This window comes from Brevundimonas diminuta ATCC 11568, from assembly GCF_000204035.1.
In the GTDB taxonomy this organism is placed as follows: domain Bacteria; phylum Pseudomonadota; class Alphaproteobacteria; order Caulobacterales; family Caulobacteraceae; genus Brevundimonas; species Brevundimonas diminuta.
The window spans coordinates 1624824-1627984 of the sequence record NZ_GL883086.1 but is presented as its reverse complement, the minus strand read 5'-3'; the positions used below and the strand labels follow the sequence as shown (position 1 = coordinate 1627984).

Here is a 3161-nt window from a genome sequence, read left to right as displayed (position 1 = left end):
GAAGCGCTCGTCCTTCTCCCCTTGTGGGAGAAGGTGGCCCGAAGGGCCGGATGAGGGGTTGCGCGACCCCTCACCCGACCGCGCGAGGACGACGGCTGCGCCGCCGTGCGCGGTCTCCCTCTCCCGCAAGGGGAGAGGGACGCTATTCATCGCTGGCTACGCTTCGTTGTGGGGCGTCGCGGACCTGAACGGCGACGTGACGGCGCGCGGGGTGTTTGCGGACAGTCTGGCCAAGACCGGCGCGGGCGGGGTGCGGATGCTGCATCAGCATGAAAGCCGCGCCGTGGTCGGCGTCTGGGACCGGATGGTCGAGGACGAGCGCGGCCTGTGGGTCGAGGGGCGGATCGAGGACTGGTCCGCCGAGGCCCGCTATGCGGCCGCCCTGACGCGGGCTGGGGCGCTGGACGGGCTGTCGATCGGGTTTCGGGCGATGAAGGCGCGGCGCGACGGGCGCTTGAGGGTGCTGAGCCGGGCGGAGTTGTGGGAGGTGTCGCTGGTGACGTTCCCGATGCTGCCGGGGGCGCGGTTCAGAGCGAAAACAGATTGACGACTTCGGCCCTGCGAAGGCTGATGCGGCCTTCGCAAGGCGGGAGCGGGCGATGGACAAGAAGAGCGGCGGAACCTTTGTTCTGGGCGTGTGCGGAGGCATCATCCTGGGCGCGCTGATCGACAACATGGCCATAGGCCTGCTGTTGGGCTTCGCCGTGGGGTTCGGCCTGGTGAAGCTGAACCGCAGGAAGTCGTAGCGGACCTATCGGTCGGCCAGATGGGCGGCGATGCGCTCGGCGGCCTGGGACGGCGAGCAGGCCTCGGTGTCGATGGTCAGGTCGGCGGGCGGCATGGCGGCCAGGCTGGCGTCGAAGTCGGCGCGGAGACGACGCAGCAACTCGACCGACTGAAGCTTGCCGAAGGCGGCGCGGCTGGGCTGGACGATCCGGCGTTCCTGTTCCTCGGGCGAGACGGCCAGGGCGATGAAGGTCACGACGCCGCCGAACGGTTCGATCGCCGCCTGAACGCGTGCGGGAAAATCGGGGTCCACCGTGGCCTCGGGCGCGAAGGTGAAGATGAGCGAGCGCCCGGCGCGGGCCGCCTCGGCGAAGGTCTGGAGCCAGAAGGATTCGCGCAGGCGGATGAAGGGCTCGGAGCCGAAGTCGAACACCGCGCCGACGGCGTCGACGACGAAGTGGTTGTGGAACAGCGGCAGGCCGGTCAGGCGCGCCAGTTCGCGGCCGACGGTCAGCTTGCCCGCGCCGACGGGGCCGTAGAGGAAGACGATCCGCATGGTTCAGAGCTTGGGCGAGGCGAGGGGACGATCGTCGCGGCGGCCGTGCAGGCCGGGCGTTTCCTGGCGGTAGCCGCGCATGGCGATGGCGCAGGTCTCGGGCGTCTGGCGCGAGGCGACGGCGGGGTTGCGGCCTCTGTCATAGGCTTCGCGGAGGGCGCGGCGTTCGGCCTGATCGGCGCTCGGGGCATGGCGGCGGAGATGGGCCGCGAAAGTCTGATCGCCGGCGCCGTCGCGATTGAGATGCTCGCAGGCGCCCAGGGTCTCGAACATCCGCAGATTGATCGAGGTGTAGGCCGAAAGGCGTCCCTGGCCCGGCGAGAGGCGCGGCGTCTCTGACGACGAGGCGGCGGAGGGGCGTTGAGCCGAAGCGTCATGCGCCGTGCATGACATGAGCCCAGCCGCAGACACGGCGGCGACGGCGATCTTGAACATTGATCCATCCCTTGATCCGAGGACGGCGTAGCACGGTTCCCCGGATGCACGAAGGATCGCACGGGTTCCGGGCCTGGCCCGGTTGACGGCGCGCCGCAGGACGGTCGCGCATTTTTCTGGAGAGACCATGAAAGAGATCAAGACCGTCTCGGGCCATCCCGAGGCGCGCGCCGCCATGCATGAGATGATGGCCGCGTTCGAGGCGTTCAAAGGGGCCAATGACGCCCGTCTGGACGAGATCGAGAAGAAGGCTTCGGCCGATGCGCTGCTGGAGGAGAAGGTGGCGCGCATCGATCAGGCGGTGGCTCAGGCGCAGGCGCGCATGGACCGTGCGCTGAGCGAGAGCCGCCGTCCGATGCTGGGCGCCGAGCCGCCCGCCGTGGTTGCGGCGCCGGAGGCCAAGGCGGCGTGGGACGGCTATATGAAGTCGGGTCAGGCGCACGGGCTGGAGCTGAAGGCGGGGCTGTCGTCGGCGTCGAACTCGGCGGGCTATGTCGTGCCGCCGGAGACGGAGCGCGCCATCGAGCGGCGCCTGATGGCTGGGTCGCCGATGCGCGAGATCGCCACGGTGCGCACGGTCGGCTCGGGCGTGTTCAGGAAACCGGTGTCGACGGCGGGGGTGACGGCGGGCTGGGTGGCCGAGACGGCGGCGCGGCCGGAGACGGACCCGGCGACGCTGGCGCTGCTGGAGTTCTCGTCGGCGGATCTCTACGCCTGTCCGGCGGCGACGCAGAGCCTGCTGGACGACGCCCTGATCGACCTGGACGAATGGCTGGCGGCCGAGGTCGAGGACGCCTTCGCGGCGCAGGAGACGGCGGCCTTCGTCAGCGGCGACGGCGTGAACAAGCCCAAGGGCTTCCTGGCCTATGCGACGGCGGCCGAGGGGACGCAGACCTGGGGGCAGATCGGCACGGTGGCCTCGGGCGCGGCGGGCGCATTCGCCAGCGCCAGTCCGGTCGATAAGCTGATCGACCTGATCTATGCGCCCAAGGCCCAGTATCGGCCGAACGGGCGCTTCGTGATGAACCGGCGCACGGTCTCGGCGGTGAGGAAGTTCAAGGACGCGGACGGGAACTATGTCTGGTCGCCGGCGATGCGGCTGGGCGAGACGGCCAGTCTGCTGGGCTATCCGGTGACTGAGATCGAGACGATGCCGGATGTGGCGGCGAACAGTCTGTCGATCGCGTTCGGCGACTTTGCGCGCGGCTATCTGATCGTGGATCGCGCGGGGGTGCGGGTGCTGCGCGATCCCTATTCGGCCAAGCCCTATGTGCTGTTCTACACGACCAAGCGTGTCGGCGGCGGGGTGCAGAACTTCGACGCGATCAAGCTGATGAAGTTCGCGGCCTCGTAAGGGCGGCGAACGAGAGCCCTCTCCCCTTGTTGGAGAGGGAGGGGCCCGCCGCGTGAGCGGTGGGAGGGTGAGGGGTGTCGCGGGCGCAAG

At 69.5% G+C, this 3161-nt stretch carries 4 protein-coding genes and 1 pseudogene; 3 read left to right on the top strand and 2 right to left on the bottom strand.

Annotation, left to right across the window (positions count from 1 at the left end; genetic code table 11):
- Positions 1-142: 142 nt before the first annotated feature.
- Positions 143-547, top strand: a pseudogene (locus BDIM_RS11760) (HK97 family phage prohead protease); the annotation flags it as partial.
- Between the two features lie 52 nt (positions 548-599).
- Positions 600-746, top strand: a complete 147-nt coding sequence (locus BDIM_RS18020) for a hypothetical protein (RefSeq protein ID WP_003165818.1) — start codon at positions 600-602, stop codon at positions 744-746.
- 5 nt (positions 747-751) lie between these two features.
- Here BDIM_RS18020 and BDIM_RS11750 read toward each other — a convergent pair whose 3' ends face one another.
- Both BDIM_RS11750 and BDIM_RS11745 read right to left on the bottom strand, forming a co-directional pair.
- A complete protein-coding gene (locus BDIM_RS11750; protein WP_003165817.1) occupies positions 752-1282 on the bottom strand; it encodes a nucleoside/nucleotide kinase family protein in 531 nt (176 codons plus the stop codon).
- 3 nt (positions 1283-1285) lie between these two features.
- Entirely contained in the window at positions 1286-1717 is a 432-nt protein-coding gene (locus BDIM_RS11745) for a hypothetical protein (protein ID WP_003165816.1), read from the bottom strand.
- Positions 1718-1844: 127 nt separating this feature from the next.
- On the opposite strand from BDIM_RS11745, the gene BDIM_RS11740 reads away from it, so the two are divergent.
- Positions 1845-3071 (top strand): phage major capsid protein, encoded by a 1227-nt coding sequence (locus tag BDIM_RS11740; RefSeq protein ID WP_003165815.1) that lies wholly within the window; start codon positions 1845-1847, stop codon positions 3069-3071.
- Positions 3072-3161: the final 90 nt, after the last annotated feature.